Source organism: Streptomyces sp. NRRL F-2664, from assembly GCF_000719345.1.
In the GTDB taxonomy this organism is placed as follows: Bacteria; Actinomycetota; Actinomycetes; order Streptomycetales; family Streptomycetaceae; genus Streptomyces.
This window is the reverse complement of sequence record NZ_JOFX01000032.1, coordinates 1-22,708: the sequence shown is the minus strand read 5'-3', so window position 1 is coordinate 22,708 and position 22,708 is coordinate 1. Positions and strand designations below refer to the sequence as shown.

Here is a 22,708-nt window from a genome sequence, read left to right as displayed (position 1 = left end):
GGAGGTGTTCCATGTCCGAGTTGTTCGACGCGGTGGATGCTCTGATCGCGTCCCGCGCCACGCTTCCGCCGCCGCCGGAGCGCAAGCGGTTGCGCGCCGCGCACGGTCTGACAATCGACGAAGTGGCCACCGCGCTGCGGGTACGCCGGGCGACGGTATCGGGATGGGAAGCGGGCAAGACCGAGCCCCGCCCGCCCGAGCGTGATGCTTATGCGCGCCTCCTCGACGGCCTCGCCCGGCTCTATCCCGCCCCGGCAAACCCTGGAGCGGCGGACGAGGACACCACGCAGTCGGAGACCTGCACCGGCGCCGCAACTCCAGCCCCCAAGACCGGTACTTCGGCCACCGTCCCGGCCCCCGATGCTGCGGCTACGGCCGCCCACGGCAACACCCAGGCCCCTGCTCCCGTCGCCCCTGATGCGCCGGTCGCCGCCGCTCCGGTGGCCGCGTCCCGTCCAGCGCCCACCGGCAGGCCGTCGGCGACGTCACGCGGCCCGGCGACTACGAAAACGGCTTCAGCCGGCACCCGGGCAGCGGCGGGAGACGCGGACCCGCGCTTCGAAAACGGTCCGCTGGCGGTCGTCGACGTCGACGAGGACGGGCGGGTGCTGGCGTACTGCACCGGCGGCCTGGTCCTGGACGTACCCGCCAAATCCCTGCCCGCCCTGGTCGACTGGACCCTCAAGGAGGCGAAGCTCGGGGCGCCGAAACTCTCCGGCCCCGGCAAGGACGCCGACCCGCTCCTCGTACTCACCGAGGCCGCGCTGGAGCGCTACGGCCTACCGGTCACGCTCACGCAGCAGGAGCGCATCGCCGGGCGCCTGCCGGAGGGCCACAAGGTCATCAAGCAGCTCGCGCGCGCGGAGTGGAAGCTGACGAAGCGGGGCTTCGGCCCGTGGGCGCGGATCTACCGCCCCGCGACCGGTTCGGAGCGGGCCTGCATGCAGCTGTGCATCCCCTCCTGGAACGCGCTGGATGCCCGGCACTGGGGCGAGGCCGGGCAGCTGGCACCCGCGGAACTCGCCCGGCTCCTGGGCGTATATGCCTCCCGGGTGATGACGCCGCGCGGCTCGACCGCAGTGACCGGCCTGGAGCTGATGACCGCTCTGCACCCGCCGACCCGCGCCTCCGCGCCCGACGCCGATGGCCGACGCCACTCCGAACACAACCCCGGCTCCCTGGGCAAGGACCCGGTCGACCCGGCGCCGTGCGAGGCCCCCGACGGGCACCCCCTCCTGGCGGACCTGCCGCGCTTCCACGTCCGCGGCCCGGCAGAGAAGCTCTTCGAGGAGGCCTACGACTGGGCGCGGCCGATGACCGACGCCGAATGCACCCTGCGCCACCTGGTCGGCATTGACGTCAACATGGCCTTCGCCGCCGGCGCCAACGGGCTCCCCGTCGGCCTGAGCGCGCCCACCCACGTGACGAACCCGGTGTTCGATCCGAAGCTGCCCGGCAGCTGGCTGGTGGACCTCTCCCACGTCGACCTGTCGAAGGTGAAGGCCGGCAAGCAGTGGGTGGAGCTGGACGGCACCCTGCTGCCCTCCCCGTTCACACCGAAGGGCGAAACCCCCGAGGGCCCGGCCTGGTACGCGACGCCCACCGTGGCGTACGCGGTGGAACTCGGCTACGAGGTGAAGCCGACCGAGGCGTACGTCCGGTACGACAACGGCCGCTACCTGGACGGCTGGTACCAGCGGCTGCGCGACGCCTACCTCGCCACGATGGCCGACCTCGGCGTCCACGCCGACCTCGCCCCGGCCGACTTTCTCACCGCAATGGACGGCCACAAGAACCGCGACCCGGAACTGGCGATCGTCGCCTCGGCCATCAAGGCGACCGTCAAGGGCGGCCTGGGCAAGCTCCGCGAGCGCCCCCGCGGCGAGGGCTGGCGGCCGGGCCAGCCGTGGCGGGCCCTGTCCCGGCCGACGTGGCGGCCGGACATCCGCGCGGCGGTCATCTCCCGGACCCGGATCAACCTGCACCGCAAGATCGTCAAGCACGCGGCGTTCACCGGGCAGTACCCGGTCGCGATCCTGTCCGACTGCGTCGTCTACGCCGCCGCCGGACCGAGTCCGCTGGACTTCCTGCCCTACCGGGACGGCAAACCGCTCCCGGGCGGCTTCAAACTCGGCATCAACCCCGGCCTGGTCAAGCACGAGGGAACCCAGAGCGTGCTGTGGGGCGAGGAGGTCCGCGAGCGGTTCAACGCCCCGGAACTCAACCTCGCCCGGTACATCAAGGACGGCACCGTCACCGACGCCGACAACGGAGAGTAGGAGAAGGGGACGATGAGCCTGTTCGGGGACGGCCTGGACGCCGCGGTGCACAAGGCGTTCACCCGCCCGGCGCCGAAGAGCGCGCCCGCGCAGATGCGCTACCTGGTCAAGCAGCTCAGGGGCACCAAGGCGGCCGCCCAGATGCTGCGGATCTCCCAGCGCACGGTTGAGCGGTACGTCAAAGAGCAGATCAAGAAGCCGCGTCCCGACCTCGCTGCCCGCTTGGAAGGCGAGGTGAAGAAGCGGTGGCAGCCCCAGATCAGGGCCAAGGCGCGGCAGAAGGCGGCCACCACCGGCGGCATCGTCATCGACACCCGCGCCAGAATCGGCTACACCGCGCCGGTCGGGTCGACGGACGAAGACCGCGTCCGGCACCTGACCGTCGCCCTGCCGCCGCAGTACGCCGCCCGCCTCTTCGATGCCCAGGAAGCCGGCGCCAGCGACCAGCATCTGCAACAGATCGCCGCCGACGCACTCAAGGAGGTCTACTTCCAGGACGGCGGCCGCCGCGCCGGCGACCTGGGAGAAGTCCGCTTCACCGACGTCCAACATCTCGAGTTCGACCTGTAACACCAGCTCACCGCGCGGCTGCAGGCGGCGCCGGTGCCACCGTCCGTGAGCTGCGACCCGGGGCGGCCTCACCCATTCGCGCAAGGCGGCCGGGTGTCGCCCGGCCTTTCCGGGAGCCGTGGGTTGGGCAAGCCCGAGGGGACCCCGGGCAAGCCCGGCCGCACAACGGACCTGCCCCAGGGCCTGGGGCCCCGGGCGGGTCAGCGTCGGTGGCGCCAGTGCTGGTGCACCTTGAGGACTTCGTAACTCCATGCGGTGTCCGGGCGGGTGCCGGCCGGGGCCGCCCAGCCGAGTTGTTCGGCCACGGCCGGGAACCGGGGGTGCATCTGGCGGTCTCCGACGGTGACGAGCGCGGACAGGAGCGGTTCTCCCTTCCGCCCGTCTTCGTCGACGAGCCACAGGAGTACGCACTGGTCGTCGGCGTGCAGGCGGGGCAGGCTCGGCAGGCGCTTGTGGATCTGGGGCCAGGTGACGACGGCGCCGGCCCGGGCGGTCTGCTCCAGCAGCGGCCGCAACTCGGTCGCGATCTCCCACAACTGCCCGGTCTCCAGGAGCGCCGGCTCTTGCCTGCGCGGCGTGCGGTCCGCCACGACCGGTGTCCCGACCGGCGACGGGGCCGGGGCCGGAATCGGGGTCGGGGTCGGTACCGATACTGGGACGGGTGGTACGGAGGAACGCCGGGGTGCAGGAGACGAAGACGGCTTCCGGCGCGGAGACCGGACGACGGGTTCACCGGCCCGTGCGGCGTCCGGCAGTACGCGGGGCGCGGCAGAGGCCGGCCGGGCCTGTGACGGTACGGGCTTCGGGGGAGCCGCGGCGGCCTGGCGGCGTTCTTCCTCCTGCCACCGGCGCGAGCCCAGAATCTCCTTGAGGCCTTTCAGCTGGGCCCGCTGCTCGCGGGTCTCGCTCGGCGGAGCTCCGGCGGCCTGCTGCCAGGCTAGGGCGTACAGGTCGGCGGCGACCGCGACCGCGTACCGGTCGATGGCCCGCTGCAGTTCGGTCAGCGTGTGGTTCAGCGTGCGGCGGACCGTGGCGATCTCCATCGCGGTCCTGGAAGCCCGGCCCGTGGTCCGGCGACGGAAATCCGTCTGCCAGGCCGCACCACCGCTGAGCCGTACCCGGTTGTTCCCCAAACCCGTACTCCCCCCGAACAGCACAACAGATCCCCAAACGGCCGAACAGCCCGCCGCCCAGGCGCAAGAGACCGGCCAGCCAAGCGCCGGCTGCCCTCCCGCCGGATTGCTGCCGGGGGCTTGCCCAGCCCGGCCCGGCCGTATGCCACACGAGAGGCATGGGGTTGCACCGAAGGTTGCGTGCGCAGGTGGCGGCAGGGGTGCACTGGGCGGGGGACCGCAGGTGTGACCGGAGAGGGCCCCCGAACCCGGTGATCTTCCACACCCAGCCCCACCGCCCGGTGCGTCAGCGCCTCCACCTGGACAGCGGTCGTAGCCGGCCCGGCTCCCGCCTCGGATACCGTGTTGCTCTACGGGGGTGCCATAACGGATGTGACACCCCTCACTGGAGGTAGTCAGCGTATGAGTTCAAAGCGCAGCAAGAATCCAGCCCTGCCCGTACTTGACGACGCATTCCGACTCGCGTCGGTCAAGGACGCCGAAGAGTCCGCCCGTGACTTGGCCGCGCGGCTGGCCACCACCGAGCTGCGCCGCGTTTCCCACCCGGGCCGGGTCACCTGGGAGCCCATCGATCAGGCCGAGCCCGTTCCGGTCCCGCCGACCGTGGTCGACGGTGAGGGGGACCTGTGGCTGCGGGACCGGGGCACTGGCACCTGGACTATGCCCGAGTTCAACCCGAAGGAGTTCCCGGCCCGCTGTGGCGAGGTCCTGACGTGGAGCCAGCTTGCCTGCGAGTTCGGCCCGCTTACCGCTCTGGCCGACGACCGCCGCATCGGCGGCGGCCGGCGTCGCTGACCGCGCACCTTTCTGGAAGGCCGCGCCCCTGAAGCGCCCGTTACGGCTGGCTGGGAGCTCCAGCTCACCGCCGAGCTCGACGATGGCGGCGAGCAAGTGAGCGTGGTGGCGGCGTGTGACGGCCTCGAGCAGCATGGTGCGGGGCCGCGCACCAGCGCGTCGACACCGGCCGCCTGACCGGCGCCGAAGGCCCGCGATCACCGGGCGGGGCCTCTACGGTCTGGGCGGGCGTGCGCTGTACAGCCCTGCCGAAGCCGATCCGCGTGGCGCGTTCCACTGGATCGGCGACACCCCCTGAGCAGGAACAGCGGGCATGGCGGCGAGTTGACTTCTGACCAAACCGTTCAGCAGAGCCTGCTCAATTCTGCGGGAGCATGGACAACGTCGTCGTAGCGGACCCGACGCCACCCCTGTTCGCCGGGGGCGGGTAGACGATCACCTTGGCGGACATGCCTCCACCATTGTTCCGCAGTGGCCGCCCAGCAGGCGGTGGCAGGCCATCGGAGTACCCGCCCCGGCAGCGCCACGCGATCAAGCCCAAGGGGGCCTGGGCAAGCCGCAGGGATCGGGTCGAGCCAATATCTGTCACCGCGGCCTGAGAATTTGACGGATCTCGCGGGGAGAGTTTCTGTCGCAACGCAGTCGGCGAAAATTTATGACGCACACAAGCCGCTGCGGCGTGCTACTGTCGATCTCAGTTGCAGTTTTGGTACCCAAGAACTTCAGGCACCTTCAGTCGGAATCCATTTCCGCTGAAAGCGCTTAAATATTTCCGGTCATCTACCGGGCGGGGCATCATCGCGGCGACACGGCGTCCTGCACAGTGCAGACGCCGATGTAGTGCCCCAAAGGAGATATGACATGGCTGCTGGTACCGTGAAGTGGTTCAACGCGGAAAAGGGCTTCGGCTTCATCGAGCAGGACGGTGGCGGCCCTGACGTGTTCGCCCACTACTCGAACATCGCCGCCCAGGGCTTCCGCGAGCTGAACGAGGGCCAGAAGGTGAACTTCGACATCGCGCAGGGCCAGAAGGGCCCGACGGCCGAGAACATCGTTCCCGCCTGACGCTGACACGCGTTCGCAGCTGGGGCCCGCATCCCTTGGGGTGCGGGCCCCAGCTGCATGCATTTCCCGCGGTGCGTTCCCCCGCGGTAGTGAGCATGGAGAAACTCCGTCGACCGGCTCTCCCTGAGCCGCACCCGAGTGGACCATTTTTGGTTGCCGCACCTCTGTGGCGCCCCCTTTTTTCAGCGGCTGAGCCTGTACAGATTTCCCTGTCCGCCAGCTCCGCTTCGCATTCAATTCGGTCCGTTCTCGCAATTCCCTGCACCGCTCCTACGCTGCGGGAATTCCTTGATGCGTGCCGTATCAAGGAAGGTTCCGCATGAACCCCGCACGTCCGAATGAGCGCTCCTCCCGCACCCGCAGCCGCACCGGCGGCCCCGCTTTCGGCAGTCGCACCGCCGCCGCTTCGGGTCGGGGCAGCCGTTTCGGCTCGTCGGCCTCGAGCCGTGCCGGAGGCCCGAGCCGTTCGGGCGGCTACGGCCGCCGGCCCGCCGGGGTCCAGGGCGAGTTCGCACCACCGAAGACCATCACTCCCGCGCTGCCCGCCGTCGAGTCCTTCGCCGACCTCGACATGCCGGCCCAGCTGCTGGCCACCCTCGACACACAGGGCATGACCGTGCCCTTCCCGATCCAGGGCGCCACCCTCCCCAACACGCTCGCCGGCCGCGACGTCCTCGGCCGCGGCCGTACCGGCTCCGGCAAGACCCTCGCGTTCGGCCTGGCCCTGCTGGCCCGCACCGCCGGGCAGCGTGCCGAGCCCCACCAGCCGCTCGCGCTCGTCCTCGTCCCCACCCGCGAGCTGGCCCAGCAGGTGACCGACGCCCTCACCCCGTACGCCCGCTCCGTGAAGCTGCGCCTGACCACGGCCGTCGGCGGCATGCCGATCGGCAGGCAGGCCGGCGCACTGCGCGCAGGCGCGGAGGTCGTCGTGGCCACACCCGGCCGGCTGAAGGACCTCATCGACCGCGGCGACTGCCGGTTGAACCAGGTCGCGATCACTGTCCTGGACGAAGCGGACCAGATGGCCGACATGGGGTTCATGCCCCAGGTCACCGCGCTGCTCGACCAGGTCCGTCCCGAGGGCCAGCGGATGCTGTTCTCCGCGACCCTCGACCGCAACGTCGACCTTCTCGTACGCCGCTATCTAACAGACCCGGTCGTGCACTCGGTGGACCCCTCGCAGGGCGCGGTGACCACGATGGAGCACCACATCCTGTACGTCCACGGCGCCGACAAGCAGCGCATGACCACGGAGATCGCCGCCCGTGACGGCCGAGTGATCATGTTCCTCGACACCAAGCACGCCGTGGACCGGCTGACGCAGGACCTCCTCGACAGCGGGGTCCGCGCCGCCGCCCTGCACGGAGGCAAGTCCCAGCCGCAGCGCACCCGGACCCTGGCCCGGTTCAAGACCGGCCATGTCACTGTCCTGGTCGCCACGAACGTCGCCGCCCGCGGCATCCACGTCGACAACCTCGACCTCGTCGTCAACGTGGACCCGCCGACCGACCACAAGGACTACCTCCACCGCGGTGGGCGTACCGCCCGCGCCGGGGAGTCCGGCAGCGTCGTCACCCTGGTCACCCCCAACCAGCGCCGCGAGATGGCCCGCCTGATGACGGCCGCGGGTATCACAGCGCAGACCACCCAGGTCCGCTCGGGCGACGAGGCCCTGACCCGGATCACCGGCGCCCAGGCACCCTCCGGCATTCCGGTCACCATCACCGCACCGGTGTCCGAGCGCCCCAAGCGCACCACGGCCTCCCGTGGCCGCCGCGGGCACGCTTCAGCCGCCCGGCGCGCGAGTGGGCGCCAGTCCGCCTTCGACGCGGCGGCCTGAGACCCCACGTGATCCGGAAACTGACCCATCTCTGCAGGAGGCACCTTTTGACGCTGGTCCAGATGCAGCCCCGCCCGGTGGGCGCCGACCCCGCGCACCGGACGGTGCATGACGCCATGAAAGCCGCCGGACTGCAGGTCTGCGACGACATGACGGTCGAGGTGGCCCTGTCCGTCATGAACAGCGCCCCTACGCGACATCTGCTCGTCTGCGACAACGACGGCGTGTGCACCGGGCTGGTCACTCAGACCCAGCTGACCACCATCCGTGACAGCGACGCGTACACGGACCAGGTCCGGCTGCGCGAGATCCTTGGCGCCCGTGGGCAGTTCGCCTCACCCACGACCACGGTTGCCGAAGCCGAACGCGCGATGCGCTACCGCCGGCTCGACGCCCTGCCCGTCATCGACGAGCAAGGCAGCGCTCTGGGCGTCCTCGCCCTCGCCCGCTGAACCACCTGACCGTGGTCGGACCGTACCCCTCTTCCCCCTGTGAGGCACCATGCGCTGCGTCATCGCCCGCTTCCCGTTCGAGCTCACCAAGGCGGGCGTCCTGGAATCCATGAAGGGCGTCAAGCCCGAGCACGTCATCGGCGAGTCCGTGATCATCGGCCGCCGCACCTACCCCGCCAAGCAGGTCGGCCAGGTCATCACCCGTCAGGACCGCCGCGACTTCAGCGCCGCCGAAGTCCTGCGGGCCATGGCCAAGCTCGGCTTCACCTGCCGCGACCTGCCCCGTGCCGCCGCGCCCGCGCGTGCCCTCAGCCCCCTCCAGCAGGCCTCCGCCATGCTCGGCATCCCCGCGACCGTCTGACCGGTGAGCCTGGCGCATGCCGCCACCCGAACCGAGGAGTGGGTCGGCGGTGCGCAGGGAGGCTTCGAGCGCGACGCCGTGGGTGGCTCCGCCGTGGAGGATGATGTTGCGGGTCCGGTAGAGGCGGCGCATGGCGAGGCGGAACGCCTTGGTGACCTCGTTGAGCTGAGATCGGGGGTTGGCGAGGAGCGCGACCATGCGCCGCGGCCTGATCGCTGTAGCCGGTGGGCTTGGTCAGCGTGAGGGCTTCTGCGCCGGTGGCTTCGAGAGCGTCGGCGACCAGGCGGGCGGCTTCCCTGTTCGTGGTGGAGGTGGCAACCGCCCGGAAGAGGTCGTCGGGCTCGCTCGGGTTGTGGCGGTGGGCCAGGGTGGTGAGCCGGCGCGGGGCCAGGAGCAGGCGATGATGGCGGCCATCCGGTCGGCGGCGATGGCCTTGCCGGACCGCTCTGCATCGCCCTTCGGGTCGTCGGCGTGGACGAGGAGGGACTCCACGGCGGCCCAGCCGCCGACGACTGCGGGGGCCCCTATCTCTTTGGTCAAGGTCGTGGGTCAGGATGGCGGCATGACGACCTGGTTCCGTACCTACTACGAGGACGAAGATCTGTGGCTGTATTTCGAGGCCGGTGGGCAGCGCGACAGGTTGAGGTCCGGGGGCAGGACTTGCGTCCGGTGACGGCGGCTTCCTTGGAAGAGGTGCTGCACTTGCGTGATCATGCCGATCTCGCGGCGATGTTCCGCTATGAACGGCAGTACGGCGTTCTCGCCGAAGGTTCCATGTACGGCTGGCAGGACCAGCCGCAGGCGGCCGAGATCTCCGCGGAGGAGTTCGAGCGGCTGTGGGCTGAAGCACGGCAGGCTCTCGCAACCACACACAGTGCGAGATCACCTCGACCGGATAGCGGTGATTCGCGTACGAGGGCAGGCGACACGATCGGGCCCCTCCCCAGACGGACAGTCCGAAGATCATCACACCCGGCCACCAACGTGACAGCAGCCGCTCTCGGCTTGACGCTGAGCACTTCGGCCACCTCATGCCGGTCCCGGCCCGCGCGAAGCGCTGCAACGCCCGCATCCGCGGAACGTCCTGAGCTTTCGGCGAAAGGCTCCGCGCGTCCCCCACCAGATCCGTCACGCCCAAATCAAGAACGCGGAACTCACCGTTTCCGGTCAACAGCGCATCCGCCAGGGTTAAGTCATCCCGTCATCGCTACAATCACCGACCGATGGAGTCGACGTCAGGTCTCTCGAAAGCGACTTTCCTGGTTAAGTTCACTAGAGTAGAATTGGTGGGCCCATTTTCGATATGGACCTATGGGGCCGTCCCCCTTGGCGAGCCGCGGCGGAGCCGAATATCGCTTAGAATTCCATATCGGCAGATCGGCGTTCAGGTCTCGCGCGATACCGTACAAATTTGCCCAGCTGATTATGTCCGCCATCAAGCGTATCGCGCCCTTAGGGAGGATTCCGAGAAGTTTTCCCGACTCCTCTTCGATATTCGTTGATGCCCCAATGAATAGCTCGGTTCGCCAAGGCCCGATGGGTCGAGGTGATCCGATAACGTTTATTTCCACACCGCGTATCGGCGCAAAGAACTGCAAATGCCACATCCCAATCCCATGAAGGGTGGCCCTCGCCTTGACATTCACCGCCCTAAATGGAGGAATTGCTCTTTCAATTTCAACTGAAAGTTCGATCTTATGGTCGTCAAATCTCAGCTCAACCTCTTTTTGGGTGTACCCATGGAGATTTATCACGTGGCCCAAGTCGACAAAGTTTTCAGCAAGCTCCTGTGGATGGGAGTGGATTTCCGATCTGATAAAATGAATTCTATCGGAGTTGCCTATCACCGATGGCGGATCCCATAGCGGTTGAACCCCAGCCCTCCCATGCCACGCCCATATTCCGCCGTTCACCTCCTTTACAGGAAGCGTCGTAAGGCCTTTTGTGAGATGCCCATCATACCCAATACCCGGTCGGGATACAGAGCCGTCCATCGCGAACGAGAATCCATGGAATGGGCATACGATGCACTCGCCATTGACTCTACCGCCATATCCCAAGTGCGCTCCCAAGTGTGGACAATACGGTCGAATGGCTCGAACATATCCGCTTTGAGTTCGGTATATCACGGCGTCTTCGCTCGCAAATTTTCGAGTCACGACCTGCCCCGCCTTGACCTCGCTAGAAGGTGCGATCATAAACCAGCCATCAGGATAGGGGAGCGGAGGGGATTCATTCAAATAATTGGGGCTCATGGACTCCCCCCACCTGGCGCCGATATGCCAATTTCTCACAAGCCCTCCTGAAGTCCAGTTAGATTCTTCAATATGGTCGCCAATTGAAGGTTGTTCTTCATAAGTATAACTTCGAGAGCAATATCAAAATTGCACGATTAATAGAATCAGCACGCAGCTGCATCAGGGACTTCGCGAAAGATTACCCTGGCAAGTTGAAGTCCGTATTCTGGCCGGTGAGCCCGGCAGTTTGACTGGCCAGTTTGAGGGCTTCTTCCAGGAGGGCGTCGACTATCTGCGTCTCTGGTACGGTTCTTATGGTCTTGCCTTGGACGTATATCTGCCCTTTGCCGTTGCCGCAGGAGACGCCGAGGTCGGCTTCGCGTGATTCGCCGGGGCCGTTAACGACGCATCCCATGACGGCGATGCGGAGGGGGTGGGGGAAGTCGCTGAAAGCAGCTTCTACTTGTTGGGCGAGGCGGTGTATGTCGACTTGGAGACGGCCGCAGCCGGGGCAGGAGACGATTTCGAGTTTTCGGGGCCGGAGGCCGAGGGCTTGCAGGATGTGACAGCCGGCTTTGACCTGCTCTACTGGTGGTGCGGAGAGGGAGACCCGTATGGTGTCGCCGATTCCTTCTGAGAGGAGGATGCCGAAGGCGACGGCCGATTTGATGGCTCCTTGGAAGGCTGGACCTGCTTCGGTGACGCCGAGGTGGAGGGGGTAGTCGCAGGCGTCAGCGAGCTGCCGGTAGGCGGCAATCACTGTAAGTGGGTTATGATGCTTGACCGCGATCTTGAGATCTCGGAAGCCGTGTTCTTCGAAGAGGGAGCATTCCCACAGAACTGATTCCACCAGGGCTTCGGCGGTTGCCTTCCCATATTTGTCGAGCAGTCGTGGGTCGAGGGAGCCTGCATTGACGCCGATCCGGACCGGTATTCCGGCGGCGGAAGCTGCGATGGCTATCTCGGCGATTTTATCATCGAACCGTTTGATGTTGCCTGGGTTTACACGTATAGCGGCGCATCCGGCGTCTATGGCCTGGAAGACGTAGCGGGGCTGGAAGTGAATGTCTGCGACTACCGGCAATGCCGACTTGGCCACGATCGCCGGCAGTGCGTCTGCGTCGTCCTGGGATGGGACGGCAACACGGACGATGTCACAGCCGGCTGCAGTGATTTCGGCGATCTGTTGCAGTGTCGCATCCACATCTGCGGTGGTGGTGGTGGTCATTGTCTGAACGCTGATTGGCGCTCCGCCGCCGATTGGCACATTGCCGACATGGACTTGCCGGGTATGGCGCCGGGGGAGTCTCTTCGGAGGTGGGACCCGATTGTTGCGGTCATTTTTTTCCGGGAAAGGGGGTGGGGGAACGATGGCGGCGGTCATGGGGTGCTCCGCGAGAGCCGGGAAGGCAGCAGGCCGTGATGGTCCGGGGCCGGTGGGGACAGATGCCTGCAGGCCGAGTCGGCGATGGAGGGGCCGGTGATACCAGCGGAGGCGAGGAGGTCGTCACGTTCGCCGTGTGCAAGGTAGGTGGTGGGCAGGCCGATCGTGTGGACGGGTCCGGAGATGCCGCTGGCACTGCAGTGGTGGGCGACGAGGGTTCCGATACCGCCGTCGGCGATACCGTCTTCCACTGTCAGGGTGAGGCGGTGGCGAGCGGCGAGGCTTCCGAGGGCGGGGTTGACGGGTGCGGCCCAGCGGGGGTCGACCACCGTGCTGCCCAGTCCCAGGACGGCCAGGTGGCGGGCGGCGTCCAGGCACGCAGTTGCGGTGACGCCGATGGCGACGAGGAGAACGTCCAAGGGCCGATGGGGCGTGCGGTGGAGGATGTCGATGCCGTCCAGGGAGGCGATTGCATCGATGTCAGGTCCGGCCGTTGCTTTCGGGTAGCGCAGCGCGGTCGGTCCGTCGCAGATGTCGACTGCTTCGCGGAGCAGGGTGCTCAGGCGGGCTGGGTCGCGGGGTGCAGCCAGGCGGAGGCCGGGGATGCGGGAGAGCAGGGCCAGGTCCCACATGCCGTGGTGGGAGGGTCCGTCAGGGCCGGTGATCCCGGCCCGGTCCAAGACGAAGGTGACCGGCAGGCGGTGCAGCCCTACGTCCATCAGCAGCTGGTCGAACGCCCGGTTGAGAAACGTGGCGTACAGGCATACGACGGGATGCAGGCCGCCCATCGCGAGACCGGCCGCGCAGGTGACGGCGTGCTGTTCTGCAATGCCGGAGTCGAAAGTCCGCTCAGGGAACCTGGCGGAGAATGCGCCCAGTCCGACAGGCAGCCGCATGGCAGCGGTAAGCGCGACGATATCAGAGCGCTCTTCGGCCAGGGCAGTTATCTCCTGGCCAAATAGGGCGGTCCATGAGGGTTTCGACGGCCTGGCTGCCTTGCCGGTGGCTGGGTCGACGACGCCGCAGGCGTGCATACGGTCGGCCGGGTCGGCTTCGGCTGGCGCGTAGCCGCGGCCTTTCTGGGTAATGGTGTGGACAATTACGGGCCGGTGCAAGGCAGCGGCCTGGTGGAACGCTTCTTCGAGAGCCGTGGTGTCGTGACCGTCGAGAGGGCCCGTGTACGCCAGCCCCAGACGGGTGAAGAGGTTTTGGCTGAGCGGCACGCCGCCCTGCCGTAGTTGGGTGAGGTGGTGGGCAAGAGAGCCGGCTGTGGGGTCGTAGGAGCGGCCGTTGTCGTTGAGGACGATGATGACGGGGCGGCCGCTGGCGCCGATATTGTTAAGTGCCTCAAAGGCCATACCGCCGGTGAGGGCGCCGTCTCCGACCACAGCGACGGTGCGCCGGTCAGTCTGGCCGGTCAGCTTGAATGCTTTGGCCAGGCCGTCTGCATAGGCAAGCCCGGTGGAGGCGTGGGAGTTTTCCACCCAGTCGTGCTGGGACTCAGCCCTCGAGGGATAGCCCGAAAGGCCGCCCGCCTGGCGGAGGCGGGTGAAGCCCCCGGCCCGACCAGTGAGGATCTTGTGGGGGTAGCTCTGGTGGCCGGTGTCAAAGATGATCGCGTCGCGGGGAGAGGAGAAGACACGGTGCAGGGCCATCGTCAGCTCGACCACTCCTAGCCCGACCCCTAGATGGCCGCCCGTCGCGGTGACGGACTGGACCAGAAGACCTCTCATTTCTGCGGCCAGCACCGGCAGCTGCTCCGCTGGCAGTGCCCGCAGCGCGTCCAGTGACGTGAGGCTGGCCAGGAGCGGATACTCCTGCCCGAGCGGGTCGGCGTGCTGTAGCAAGTCTTCATGCTCTTGAAGCTTGTAGTTCATCGCCGGTGCACCTTCGGAGGGAGGGAAAAGCGGATGTTCTCAATGGTCAGGGCGCGTTCCTCGACGCGGACCGGTCCATGGGCTTCTAGAGCGACAACGACCTGCTTGACGAGGACAGGCGGCGCCGAGGCGCCAGCCGTGACGGCGACCGTGTCCGCGCCCTCAAGCCAGGTTCCGTCCAGGTCGTCGGCGTCGTCAATCAGGTAGGCGGGCACACCGTGGCGGCCGGCCAGTTCGACCAGCCGCAGAGAGTTGGAGGAGTTGGCCGAGCCGATGACCAGCAGCAGGTCAGCTTCGTCCAGGAGGGCGCGGACCGCGTTCTGCCGGTTGGTGGTGGCGTAGCAGATGTCCTCAGTGGCAAGTTCCTGCAGGAGCGGGAAGCGCTGGCGTAGGGCATCGATCACAAGGCTGGTCTCATCGACCGACAGGGTGGTCTGAGTCAGGTACGACACCTTCGACTCGTCAGCCACCTGGAGGCCTGCTATGTCACCCACGCTCTCGACCAGGACGATGCTGCCGGGTGCCTGGCCCAGGGTACCGGCGACTTCTTCGTGGCCAGCATGCCCGATAAGGATCACAGTATCGCCCCGGGCAGCGAAACGGCGGGCCTCAGCGTGGACCTTGGAGACCAAAGGGCAGGTGGCGTCGAGGACGTCCAGATGCCGGTCGTGAGCCTGCGCCCACACAGCTGGAGAGACACCGTGGGCGGAGAACACTACCGTCGCCCCGTCAGGCACTGCGTCCAGGTCATCGACGAAGATGACTCCCAGTGACACAAGTTCGGCCACCACGTGTGTGTTGTGGACGATCTGCTTGCGCACATACACCGGTCCCTCCGCAGCCTTCACCGCGGCACGGACCACCTCGATAGCCCTCTCAACGCCTGCGCAGAAAGAACGCGGTGAAGCAAGCAGCACCCTGCGGGCGCATTCGGGGAAGGAAGTCGCTGCCGAGCTGCCGTGTGTCTCTGCACTGGCTTGGGGCAGGGCAGGACTCACTCTCTGTGCTGTCCCAGCCGGTCCCGAACGCAGCGCAGGCCGGGGACCGTCAGCTTCTGTCCGGGCACCGTCGCGGCGTCCGCTAGGTGACCCACTTTTCATGGATCTACCTCCATCAGCACTGCGGTTACATTGCGACAGGACGGAAAGGGAGGAAATAGCAGGGGGTAATCTCATTCCAGTGGGATGCTGGGTGACTACGCTGCGTTTTGATCCGTCCTTCTCCTGGCAGTGATGGTCTATTCTAGACCTTGCAGCATGCCCCGTGCATAGGGATAGGGGGAAGCTAGGCATGAAGCACACCTGTCCTGCTGGTAAAGGCACGTTGAGCAGCCTGGATGGCGTACGTGGAGCAGTCGATGAGATTCTCTACGCCTTCCTCCAGCAGAAGGCCACAGAGGCCGGCGGTGTGCTGCCTAGGGAGGTCACCGATCTGCTGGGAGGCTTCCTGCGCGCCGGCGGCAAACGACTGAGGCCTCTGATATGCGTGATGGGTTGGCGCGCCGCCTCAGACACCGTTCGACCCATACCGGCGAGTGTGGTGAATGTGGCGGCAGCATTGGAAATGTTCCACGCTTTCGCACTCATCCATGATGACATCATGGACGACTCCGCTACTCGCCGCGGTCACCCCACTCTTCACCGCGAACTCGCATTGCGGCACCGCCAGGGCCGGGAGCGGAGGCATCCCGTGGCGGCGGAGCAGGCAGCCCGGCGGGCCGGAGAAAGCTGCGCCATCCTCATCGGGGACATTGCCTTGTGCTGGTCCGACGAGCTTCTGCACACAGCTGGCCTCTCGCCAGATCAACTCGCACGCACGCTGGGGCTGGTAGACCTCATGCGGACTGAACTGGTGTACGGCCAGTATCTCGACGTTACCCGCTCGCAACAGCCGAACACTGCGATCACCCTCGTGGGCACACTGCAGACCATCCGCTACAAGACGGCGAAGTACACCATAGAACGCCCCCTCCACATCGGAGCCTCCCTGGCCGGTGCCGATAAGGCCCTGATGCAGGCAATGTCCGCCTTCGCCCTGCCACTGGGCGAAGCGTTCCAACTGCGCGACGACCTCCTCGGAGCCTTCGGCAGCCCCGCCCACACAGGCAAACCCAATCTCGACGACCTGCGGGAGGGCAAGCACACCGCCCTGATTGCCCTGGCCCTCCAATCCGCCAGGCCCGCTGAAAAGCAAATCCTGAACGCACTGTATGGCAACCCGTGCCTTGAAGAAGAGGGCGCCGCCCAGGTTCGCACAGCGATCCGCAGCGCTGGTGCCGATCGGCAGACGGAGGAAATGATCCAACACCTGTACGACCGCGCCCAGGCGGCACTCGAAGCCCTGCCCGTACCGGAAGTCGTACGTCACCAACTGCGTGACCTGGCGGAGCGGTGTGTCTGGAGAACTGAATGAGCACATCCGAGCCGATGGGCCGCAAGGCGGCTCCAGCAGCGTAGTCCTTGGCGGAGCGCGTCGCCGGGTACGCGGATGTGATGGAGTCAGGAGCTGAGCGGGGGCTGTCACGTTGTCAGTGGTGTGATCGTCTGAGGGCGTGAGAAGCCGTTGGTGGCTGACTGCTCAGGCCGTGGCGGGCATGCCGACGGCTCGAGTGATCTGGTCCCAGATGTGAAGCGGAGTACCATTTCGAGGCGGTGGCGGCCGACGGCCTTCAGGTGGCGGTGTGTGAGCGGAAGCGGAAGTACAGCCACACGCAGTGCGCGATGATCTCGGCCGGATAGCGGTGGTGCTTGTGCGACGGCACCACAGACGTGACACGAACCCCACCTTCCCAGACAACCCCAAGATCATCCCCACTGCGCTCCGGACAACGTGACAGTGCCCGCTCGATGCGTTGCCCTGCAGGAAGACGTGCGCAACCTCCTCAACGACGAGCGCGCGATATCCAAGTCGATCCCCGTACCGGGACATTGAGGGTCAGCAAAGATAGGGCTCATGCCAGCCCCCTCGATTGCGGCGCAGGCAAGGCAGTCTGGAAAATCAGATCTCGGGCCCGGTGTAGAACTGCCGCGCCCATTTCCTGTAGTGCCCGACAGGTCCGTCTCCTTCGGCCAGCCGCGGCTCCATAAGATGCTGCTGGTGATTCCACACGGGGAGGTCCTGTACGACGGTACGCAACGTCAACGGCTGCGCCAGGCGGGTTCCCAGCCAGGAAAGGGATCCGGCCGCTGGCCTGCTCAGCGGGCCGGGAAGCCGGGGGGCCCCTTTGAAGCCGAGGGCGGTGCCGACCCGCAGATGGATACGTCCCGGGGTGAGCGGGGTGCAGTGGAGGACAATGGCCATGAGGCCGCCAGTGCGGGGGATGGGGATCTCCGCCACAGCCGTTCCCAGGCCCATCACCGTAATCGTGTGGTCCAATCCCATGCGCCGCACGAGAGGGGCGCTGCGCCGGACGCGCAGGCCGAGCCGGACGGCTTTGCCGTCGAAGAAGGGGCCGCTGGTGAGGGTTATCTCCACACTGTGCAGCAGAGCGACGTGGCCGGTATCGAAGATGTTCTCCATGACGTCTTGCGGGTGGCCCGCCAGTTCGAAGGCGGCGTGGCTCATGGGGACGCCCCCGGCCTTGTAGATGTTCTGGACCTCCCAGTCCGGTGGTGCGCCGAGAGCATGGCGCCACACGTACACAGAGCCGTTGGCCTCGCAGACCGGGTACGGGACCAGGGACGCCTTCGGGGGCCGCAGTCCGTATCCGGTGCGCACACATGCACCGGAAGGGCTGAACGCAAACTTGTGGAACGGGCAGACGATATCCTCGCCCTCGACGGTCCCGCCCGCGCCGAGGTGGGCGCCCAGGTGCGGGCAGTAGGGCCTGACGGCACGGACCTGGCCGCTCAGGGTCCGGTAGAGGACGACCTCCTCGCCGGCCAGAGGGCGGGTGAGAACCGTGCCGGGCCCGAGCTCATCGCAGAACGCCAGGCAGAACCACCCGTCGGGGCTGGGGAGCACGGGTGCGCGAAGAGAGTCCGCCGGCGCCGGGCCGGTCTCGCGGACGGCGTATTTCCTGGCTCGGAACACGTCGCGACCTCCACAACGGTGTCGGGTACCTCTAGCGTGAGCGGTGATCTGGCGGTCAGGCGAACACCGGTTCACCGACGGCGGCTTCGCACAGAGACGAGGACGAGTCCGACGTCATAGAACTCCTGGGATGTGAGCAGCCCCATCGCTTCGCTGATGTCTTCCGCCGTGACAAGGCCTTCAGATTCGAGAGCCGGCGCAAGTTGTCCGAGGGAAAGGCCAACGAGGGTATTCGCGTTGCCTGAGCCGCCCACTGTTCCCGGGCTGCACGACACTTCGGCAACCGTGAGACCCGCTTGCGCCATGAGGTGCGGCAGCTCGAGTGCCCAGCGGGCGGCGGCGCCCATCCTCCGGGAACTAAGGGTGCCCAACGCGGCCATGCAGCGGCGCAATGCATGACGTGGTTCAAGGGAGGCCATCTCGACACTGACGGCTTCCAGGCAGACCCAGCCCTGCGGCCGCACCCATGAGCGTATTCTCGCGACGGCTTCCTCACGGTCGTGCAGGTGCTCCAGGAGGGCACGTGCGTGAACCAAGTCGAAGGATCCAGGCGGGAAATCGTCCTTCATTACGTCATGGCGCTCCACCGTTAGGCGCCATTCTTCACGTGCAGACAGAAAACTTGTGTCAAGGTCCGTGGCGACGGTCTCCCCCGGGGCAGTGCGCTCACTGATCCAGGATGCAATCGAACCCGCACCGGCGCCGAGCTCAAGACAGCGCCATCCAGGCTGAAGGCCGGTTGCTTCGAGGGTCCGGTGCGTCACAGGGTCAGCGAATGCTTCGAGCGCCTGCAGGCGCATCAGTTCCGCCGGCAGATGATGGCTCAGGAGCCCTCCTCCATAGAGGGACGGGCTGTCCGGCAGGCAAGGCCCGGGGGAGCCGGGATATACGTTCGGCGTCTGAGACATGTCAGCCTCTAAGTCGGCACGCGGGCCGGTGGGAATCTCACCAGCCTCAATCGTCACACCCTGACCCCCACGTGTCAAAGTGCCCTGAAACGGTCATACTGGATGGATCGGTCCTGATGCAAGCTGACTTCCCGGATTCGCTGGGGCACCGCACCCCGCGCAATGCCCACCCGGTATGAGCCGCCAGATACAGCTAGCACCGCCGCCGACAGAGAGGTGTGTTTCCATGAACGTTGGGCAAGCCACTGATCTGCGGCTGCTCCGGAAAGTCGGCTGGATCGCCCTGGTTCCTCTTCCCGCCATGATCATCATGATCGTACTCAGGCGCAGAATATTTTGGCCGGACAGCAACCTCGAAGGCAGCCGCTACCTTGACTACGCTGGCTACCACATCGGAATAGCTCAGACTTTGATCTATACGGCCGTTGTCTTCGCGATCGGCGCCTTCTTCTGCCTGATGGCCCTGGTGTACTACCGCAGCACGGGAGCCCTCACACCAGCGCTGCTGCTCATGGGTGCCGCAGCCGTGACCAATGCCGCGCTTGCTCTCGTTTCAAACCTGTTCTACCTGCTGATTCCCGTGACAGGCAACGGCTTTCCGGAGTTCGGCAGCGACCGCATGACCCAGCTCCTTGCTACCTACTCCTGGAATGCGTCCAACTTCATGTACGGGCTCGCGGCACCTGCCCTGGGCGTGGCATTCCTGGCCATTGCCGCCGCCAACCGCCGCTGCCCCATGCTGCCGCCCGCCTACACCTGGGCAGCGGCGGGGACAGGTGCACTCAACATCGTATCCATCGGGGCCATCTTCTCGACAACAGGACCGTGGTCACCCGGCACGGTAACGCACGTGGCGCTGACGCTCGGGCCTGCATGCCTGTGGCTCGTAGCCGCAGGCACCAGCCTGATCCGGAGAAAACCGCCGGGCACACAGCCCCGCTTCTCCCGCAAGGCCTCGCCCAGCCCTTCCGCCAAAGGCCTCGCCGCCTCTGACGCCGACCGCTGACTCCACCCCGGTCCGGGAAGCCCTTCCACAGCAGCGCCGCTGACCGGCATCCGCCACCGCCACTGGCGCCTTGCCCCCACACCGCGCACTGCACAACATCACCCCACTCAAATCGGTCGTGACACGATGGCATCTGTCACTGTCAGCCCCGGCAAGGCGGAGCAGAGCGGGCGATGGCCGCCAGCGGCCGCTCATACCACCTCGTAAGGACTGAAAATGGCGACTGAGACGCGTCCCGCTTTTCCCCTGGCATTCCGCATCAGCCCCCACATGGACCGGGCGAGACAGCACAACCTGGAATGGATCCGCGCTTACAGCCTGGCGGCCGATTACCCGCTGCCAGCCGAGGACCTAAGCCAGGCCATGGCCAGCATCGCCGCCTATACCTATCCGTACGCTCTGGGCGCAGACCTTGAATTGATCGCCGATGCGATGTGCTGGTTCCAAGTCTTCGACGACCTTTTCGACCTTCCGCACCAGCTCGGCCGCCAGCCGCACCGGGCAGATCGCTTCTGCCGGGACATGCTGGATGTCCTGCACTACGGCCCGCCGACCCCTTCATCTGCGCTCCCATCCGCTCTGGCCGACCTGTGGCAGCGCATACAGCGGGACATGTCCGGCCGGTGGCGGGCCCGTGCCCTGCACCACTGGGACCGCTACCTGTCGGCCTACCCGCACGAAGCTATCGGCCGCCGCACCGGCGTTGTCCCCGACGGGGACGCGTACGCACAAGTGCGGCGCGGCTCAGGTGCGATGGACCTCGTCATGGACCTGATTGAGAGAGTCCGGCACATTGAGATTCCTGCGTCCGTGCTGCACAGCCCGGTCGTGCACGCACTGCGAGAGATCACCGCACTCGTTCCCGACTCGGCGAACGACGCACACTCGCTGCCGAAAGAAGAAGCGAACGGCGACGTCTACAACCTGGTCCTCGTCACGCAGAGCGAACGAAACTGCTCGCGCCAGGAGGCAGAGGACGCCGTGTGGCGGTCGGTCAATGAGGCGCTGCGACGGTTTGCCGACCTTCAGCCAGGAATCGATGAGCTGGCCACGAATCTCGAACTGAACGCCGCCGAGTGCGCTGCCCTCGGCCACTATATCGAGGGGATGGCTCTGTTTATGAGCGGTGAATATGAGTGGGAACTGGGGGTTGGGCGGTACGGCATGCGCCTCCCTGATTCAGCCTCCAACTGAAGTACATCAGACCCGGGATAACACTGGGGACAGGCCCCTCGCGGGTAGGGGCTGCAACACTTCCAAAAATTCCCGCGCTCGCTCCTACGGAGATGGATAGGATGAATTTCCCGCAAGCCCCCGGGGCAGTTCCGATATTCGGCCATGCCGTTCCACTGCTACGTGATCCGCTCGGGTTCCTGGCTTCCCTGCCCGCGCATGGCGATCTGGTCGAGATCCGCCTGGGCCCGTTCCGGGCAACCGTGGCGTGCACGGCTGAACTTACCCGGCAGATCCTGCTCAACGACCGGGTCTTCGACAAGGGCGGGCCGACCTTCGACCGGCTGCGTGAGGTGGCCGGCTACGGGCTGGGGACCTGCCCGCACCAGATGCACCGCCGTCAGCGGCGCCTTACCCAACCGGCTTTCCACAACGACCGGCTTCCCGGCTACGCACGCATCATGACCGAGCAAGTCGTCGCCAATACCGAGCACTGGCAGCATGGCCAAGTTGTAGACGTCCTCGCCTCGATGTATGCCATCACTACCCGGGCAGCAATGGGCACCATGTTCTCCGGCACCCTGTCACCAACGAAGCTAGAAGAATTGCTCCACGACTCGGAAGTGGTTACCACCGGAATGTACAGGCGAGTCCTGATGGCGCCGCCACTGGATAAGCTGCCCATCTTCGGCAATCGCCAGTACGCCCGCTGCCGAAATCGGCTTCGGCGCTCGATCAGTGAAATAATTTCCCAGCGTAGATCGGTGGGAAATGACCAGGGAGATCTGCTGTCTATGCTGATCGCGGCTCGCGACACCGGGATCGCCGCCGACGAACAGAAATTCCCGAAAAGTGGCAGGCTCTCCGATGCTGAGATAAGAGACCAGGTCATCACTTTTTTCATCGCTGGAATGGAGACTACCGCGCTCGCACTCACCTGGGCGCTGTACCTCCTGGCCGGACATCCGCAGATCCAACAAGCCCTGCAGCAAGAGGCCGACGCCGTCCTCAGAGGGCGGGCGGCTACCTTTGAGGATCTTCCTGAACTGAAGTTGACTCGTCGGATCGTTACTGAGACGCTCCGCCTGTACCCGCCGGTATGGATGTTGACCCGCACGACCACCGAGGACACTCATCTGGGTGGTCACGCTCTTGCTGCCGGCTCCACCGTCATTTACAGCCCGTACGTACTCCATCACGACCCGGAGGTCTTCCCGGAGCCGCAACGGTTCAACCCGGACCGCTGGACGGGCCAGTCCAATGATCGAGCACATCGCGACTCTTTCATCCCCTTTGCCGGAGGCGCCCGTAAGTGCATCGGGGAGACCTTTGCGACCACCGAGGCCAGCCTGGTCCTGGGTACCATCTGTGCCCGCTGGCACCTGGACCTCGCCCCAGGCTTCCACGTGACTACCCGGCCCACGATCACCCTGCATCCCAAAGCCATGCGGCTCCGCATTTCACGGCGCACGTCCTCCCCAGTTGCTACTTGAGAGAGCGTTTCATCCCGTTGTTTCATCCCAGATTGCCGTGTTGAGGGTGGTTCACGCACCGCGCCAGGTCGGGGTGGATTCCGTTGTCAGGCGGCGGGTCATG

Annotated in this window: 19 protein-coding genes; 12 read left to right on the top strand and 7 right to left on the bottom strand. The window is 66.2% G+C overall.

The features are described 5' to 3' along the window. Positions 1-11: 11 nt before the first annotated feature. Together tap and tpg are read left to right on the top strand one after the other, a co-directional pair. Positions 12-2,279, top strand: coding sequence for a telomere-associated protein Tap (gene tap / locus IF89_RS0124870; protein WP_030772250.1), 2,268 nt, complete (start codon positions 12-14; stop codon positions 2,277-2,279). A 12-nt stretch (positions 2,280-2,291) separates the two neighbouring features. Continuing rightward, the gene (gene tpg, locus IF89_RS0124865) at positions 2,292-2,849 is read left to right on the top strand and encodes a telomere-protecting terminal protein Tpg (protein WP_030772247.1); all 558 of its coding nucleotides are present in this window, start codon (positions 2,292-2,294) and stop codon (positions 2,847-2,849) included. A gap of 200 nt (positions 2,850-3,049) precedes the next feature. Here tpg and IF89_RS0124860 read toward each other — a convergent pair whose 3' ends face one another. Further along, positions 3,050-3,892, bottom strand: a complete 843-nt coding sequence (locus IF89_RS0124860) for a hypothetical protein (protein ID WP_030772243.1) — start codon at positions 3,890-3,892, stop codon at positions 3,050-3,052. A gap of 492 nt (positions 3,893-4,384) precedes the next feature. Between IF89_RS0124860 and IF89_RS0124855 the strand changes: the two genes are divergently transcribed. The 6 genes from IF89_RS0124855 (at position 4,385) to IF89_RS47825 (ending at position 9,168) form a co-directional block, all read left to right on the top strand. Further along, positions 4,385-4,777, top strand: a complete 393-nt coding sequence (locus IF89_RS0124855; RefSeq protein WP_030772240.1) for a hypothetical protein — start codon at positions 4,385-4,387, stop codon at positions 4,775-4,777. Positions 4,778-5,638: 861 nt separating this feature from the next. Further along, positions 5,639-5,842: a cold-shock protein gene (locus tag IF89_RS0124850; RefSeq protein ID WP_007261735.1), complete on the top strand. Its 204-nt coding sequence runs from the start codon at positions 5,639-5,641 to the stop codon at positions 5,840-5,842. A gap of 319 nt (positions 5,843-6,161) precedes the next feature. After that, a complete protein-coding gene (locus IF89_RS0124845; RefSeq protein ID WP_030772235.1) occupies positions 6,162-7,682 on the top strand; it encodes a DEAD/DEAH box helicase in 1,521 nt (506 codons plus the stop codon). A 47-nt stretch (positions 7,683-7,729) separates the two neighbouring features. Then, positions 7,730-8,134, top strand: a complete 405-nt coding sequence (locus tag IF89_RS0124840; protein ID WP_030772233.1) for a CBS domain-containing protein — start codon at positions 7,730-7,732, stop codon at positions 8,132-8,134. A 49-nt stretch (positions 8,135-8,183) separates the two neighbouring features. Next, on the top strand, positions 8,184-8,495 hold the full coding sequence (locus tag IF89_RS0124835; protein WP_030772230.1) for an SCO5918 family protein: 312 nt from the start codon (positions 8,184-8,186) through the stop codon (positions 8,493-8,495). 196 nt (positions 8,496-8,691) lie between these two features. Next, complete coding sequence (locus tag IF89_RS47825; protein WP_030772227.1) at positions 8,692-9,168, top strand: hypothetical protein; 477 nt, start codon at positions 8,692-8,694, stop codon at positions 9,166-9,168. A gap of 562 nt (positions 9,169-9,730) precedes the next feature. Here IF89_RS47825 and IF89_RS42355 read toward each other — a convergent pair. The 4 genes from IF89_RS42355 to ispH all read right to left on the bottom strand — a co-directional run bounded on the left by IF89_RS42355 (position 9,731) and on the right by ispH (position 14,910). Then, positions 9,731-10,693, bottom strand: a complete 963-nt coding sequence (locus IF89_RS42355) for a Rieske 2Fe-2S domain-containing protein (protein ID WP_267882108.1) — start codon at positions 10,691-10,693, stop codon at positions 9,731-9,733. A 238-nt stretch (positions 10,694-10,931) separates the two neighbouring features. Then, positions 10,932-12,116 carry a flavodoxin-dependent (E)-4-hydroxy-3-methylbut-2-enyl-diphosphate synthase gene (ispG, locus tag IF89_RS42350; RefSeq protein ID WP_078628487.1) on the bottom strand — a complete coding sequence of 395 codons (1,185 nt, stop codon included), beginning with the start codon at positions 12,114-12,116 and terminating at the stop codon, positions 10,932-10,934. Beyond that, complete coding sequence (locus tag IF89_RS0124810; protein ID WP_030772223.1) at positions 12,113-13,993, bottom strand: 1-deoxy-D-xylulose-5-phosphate synthase; 1,881 nt, start codon at positions 13,991-13,993, stop codon at positions 12,113-12,115. The genes ispG and IF89_RS0124810 overlap by 4 nt, the downstream gene beginning before the upstream one ends. Then, positions 13,990-14,910 (bottom strand): 4-hydroxy-3-methylbut-2-enyl diphosphate reductase, encoded by a 921-nt coding sequence (ispH, locus tag IF89_RS0124805; RefSeq protein WP_063831338.1) that lies wholly within the window; start codon positions 14,908-14,910, stop codon positions 13,990-13,992. The genes IF89_RS0124810 and ispH overlap by 4 nt, the downstream gene beginning before the upstream one ends. A gap of 373 nt (positions 14,911-15,283) precedes the next feature. Here ispH and IF89_RS0124800 point away from each other — a divergent pair, with 373 nt between their 5' ends. Next, positions 15,284-16,405 (top strand): polyprenyl synthetase family protein, encoded by a 1,122-nt coding sequence (locus IF89_RS0124800; RefSeq protein ID WP_030772218.1) that lies wholly within the window; start codon positions 15,284-15,286, stop codon positions 16,403-16,405. Between the two features lie 585 nt (positions 16,406-16,990). Here the strand turns inward: IF89_RS0124800 and IF89_RS0124790 are convergent. Together IF89_RS0124790 and IF89_RS40955 are read right to left on the bottom strand one after the other, a co-directional pair. Beyond that, the gene (locus tag IF89_RS0124790; RefSeq protein ID WP_043194365.1) at positions 16,991-18,025 is read right to left on the bottom strand and encodes an aromatic ring-hydroxylating oxygenase subunit alpha; all 1,035 of its coding nucleotides are present in this window, start codon (positions 18,023-18,025) and stop codon (positions 16,991-16,993) included. Between the two features lie 71 nt (positions 18,026-18,096). Further along, positions 18,097-18,990, bottom strand: a complete 894-nt coding sequence (locus tag IF89_RS40955) for a class I SAM-dependent methyltransferase (protein WP_078628484.1) — start codon at positions 18,988-18,990, stop codon at positions 18,097-18,099. A gap of 169 nt (positions 18,991-19,159) precedes the next feature. On the opposite strand from IF89_RS40955, the gene IF89_RS0124780 reads away from it, so the two are divergent. The 3 genes from IF89_RS0124780 (at position 19,160) to IF89_RS0124770 (ending at position 22,605) form a co-directional block, all read left to right on the top strand. Then, a complete protein-coding gene (locus IF89_RS0124780) occupies positions 19,160-19,939 on the top strand; it encodes a hypothetical protein (RefSeq protein ID WP_030772208.1) in 780 nt (259 codons plus the stop codon). A 216-nt stretch (positions 19,940-20,155) separates the two neighbouring features. Next, positions 20,156-21,133, top strand: coding sequence for a terpene synthase family protein (locus IF89_RS38250; RefSeq protein ID WP_051807554.1), 978 nt, complete (start codon positions 20,156-20,158; stop codon positions 21,131-21,133). Positions 21,134-21,234: 101 nt separating this feature from the next. Then, complete coding sequence (locus IF89_RS0124770) at positions 21,235-22,605, top strand: cytochrome P450 (RefSeq protein ID WP_234327858.1); 1,371 nt, start codon at positions 21,235-21,237, stop codon at positions 22,603-22,605. The last annotated feature ends 103 nt before the right edge of the window (positions 22,606-22,708 follow it).

Coding starts and splice junctions, on each gene's coding strand:
- IF89_RS0124770 (WP_234327858.1), top strand. CDS start 21,235: ATGAATTTCCCGCAAGCCCCCGGGGCAGTTCCGATATTCGGCCATGCC.
- IF89_RS0124850 (WP_007261735.1), top strand. CDS start 5,639: ATGGCTGCTGGTACCGTGAAGTGGTTCAACGCGGAAAAGGGCTTCGGC.
- IF89_RS0124800 (WP_030772218.1), top strand. CDS start 15,284: ATGAAGCACACCTGTCCTGCTGGTAAAGGCACGTTGAGCAGCCTGGAT.
- IF89_RS38250 (WP_051807554.1), top strand. CDS start 20,156: ATGGCGACTGAGACGCGTCCCGCTTTTCCCCTGGCATTCCGCATCAGC.
- IF89_RS0124780 (WP_030772208.1), top strand. CDS start 19,160: ATGAACGTTGGGCAAGCCACTGATCTGCGGCTGCTCCGGAAAGTCGGC.
- IF89_RS0124860 (WP_030772243.1), bottom strand. CDS start 3,892: ATGGAGATCGCCACGGTCCGCCGCACGCTGAACCACACGCTGACCGAA.
- tap (WP_030772250.1), top strand. CDS start 12: ATGTCCGAGTTGTTCGACGCGGTGGATGCTCTGATCGCGTCCCGCGCC.
- ispG (WP_078628487.1), bottom strand. CDS start 12,116: ATGACCGCCGCCATCGTTCCCCCACCCCCTTTCCCGGAAAAAAATGAC.
- tpg (WP_030772247.1), top strand. CDS start 2,292: ATGAGCCTGTTCGGGGACGGCCTGGACGCCGCGGTGCACAAGGCGTTC.
- IF89_RS0124855 (WP_030772240.1), top strand. CDS start 4,385: ATGAGTTCAAAGCGCAGCAAGAATCCAGCCCTGCCCGTACTTGACGAC.
- IF89_RS47825 (WP_030772227.1), top strand. CDS start 8,692: ATGCGCCGCGGCCTGATCGCTGTAGCCGGTGGGCTTGGTCAGCGTGAG.
- IF89_RS42355 (WP_267882108.1), bottom strand. CDS start 10,693: ATGATCGCACCTTCTAGCGAGGTCAAGGCGGGGCAGGTCGTGACTCGA.
- IF89_RS0124810 (WP_030772223.1), bottom strand. CDS start 13,993: ATGAACTACAAGCTTCAAGAGCATGAAGACTTGCTACAGCACGCCGAC.
- IF89_RS0124845 (WP_030772235.1), top strand. CDS start 6,162: ATGAACCCCGCACGTCCGAATGAGCGCTCCTCCCGCACCCGCAGCCGC.
- IF89_RS0124835 (WP_030772230.1), top strand. CDS start 8,184: ATGCGCTGCGTCATCGCCCGCTTCCCGTTCGAGCTCACCAAGGCGGGC.